This window comes from Ruminococcus sp. CAG:330 (assembly GCF_000437175.1).
In the GTDB taxonomy this organism is placed as follows: Bacteria; Bacillota; Clostridia; order Oscillospirales; family Ruminococcaceae; genus Ruminococcus_C.
The window spans coordinates 25,176-26,448 of sequence record NZ_FR898034.1; the positions used below are offsets into that span (position 1 = coordinate 25,176).

The following is a 1,273-nucleotide window of genomic DNA, read 5'->3' on the forward strand; positions in this document are numbered from 1 at the left end:
CCGCTCGCCACGGCAGCCGCTGCCTATACCGTGCGGATGCCGGCAGAATCAAAGCCGGAACCGAAACCGCCGCTGGAGCTCACCCGGCGGGAACCGGTTCCCGTTCCGGCACAGCCGGCTGCACCTGACGCAGAGAAATCGCCCTACCAGTTTCTGAGCGCCAAGGCGTTCCAGCGCCGTCCGGAGCCGGAACAGCTTCCGCCGCCCAAGGCGGAAGCGCCGGAAAAGGTGCGTGTCATCGGTGAGATTTTCCAGAACTATATTTTGGCGGAGCTGGACGACCGTCTGCTGATCTTCGACAAGCACGCTGCCCACGAGCGGGTGATTTTCGAGCGCCTGAAATCCGGCGCATCTCGCCAGACCAGCCAGATGCTGCTGCGGGAGAGCGAGACGCTGCTCTCCATGGACGAGTTCTCTGCTGTGCAGGAAAATCTGGAACGCCTGGAGGTGATGGGATTCCAGTTCGATTGCAGTGATCCGCCACGCCTGCGGGCAAAGGCAGTGCCGTCCTTTGTGCTGGATCTGAACATCGACGAGGTGGTGACGGAGATCGCCCACAATCTGGCACTTGGAAAATCCGACCCGCAGGTACATACCTTTCAGGATATGCTGCACACCATCGCCTGCAAGTCGGCGATCCGTTCCGGCGATCACAGCACGCTGGAGGAATTGCAGCAGCTGGCGCAGGAGGTGTGGGACAACGAGGCGATTCGCCATTGTCCCCACGGCAGACCAGTGCTGTTCGTCATCCGGAAATACGACTTGGAAAAACAATTTCGGCGGAGGGTATAGCCCATGACAGAAGCAACAAAAATCCCGGTTCTGGCGGTAGTTGGCCCCACTGCCTCCGGAAAAACGGCGGCAGGCGTGATGCTGTCCCAGTGCTACCACGGCGAAGTAGTCTCCGCCGACTCCATGCAGATCTACGAGGGACTGGACATCGCCACGGCAAAACCAACGCCGGAGGAAATGTGCGGGATTCCGCACCACCTCATCGGCTGCGTTCCCATGGATGCGAATTTCAGTGTGGCGGATTATCTGGCACTGGCAAAACCGGTGATCGCCGACATCCATCGGCGTGGGAAACTGCCGGTGCTGGTGGGCGGAGCAGGCATGTACGTCTCCTCGCTGCTCTCCAACGTCCAGCTCGCTCCCACACGGCAGGATGCCAGGTTGCGGGCGGAGTTCCAGCAGTACGCTGCGGCGCACGGCAACGAGGCGCTGCATCAGAAGCTGGCACAGCTGGATCCGGAGGCAGCGGCTGCCATTCACC

The 1,273-nt window shown here is 61.1% G+C and carries 1 protein-coding gene and 1 pseudogene; both read left to right on the forward strand.

Features of this window, described 5'->3' with window-relative positions:
- Positions 1-792: pseudogene (locus QZL66_RS04050) on the forward strand (DNA mismatch repair protein MutL); the annotation flags it as partial.
- 3 nt (positions 793-795) lie between these two features.
- The coding region (locus QZL66_RS04055) for a tRNA (adenosine(37)-N6)-dimethylallyltransferase (protein WP_293601842.1) at positions 796-1,273 on the forward strand (478 nt) is incomplete at its 3' end.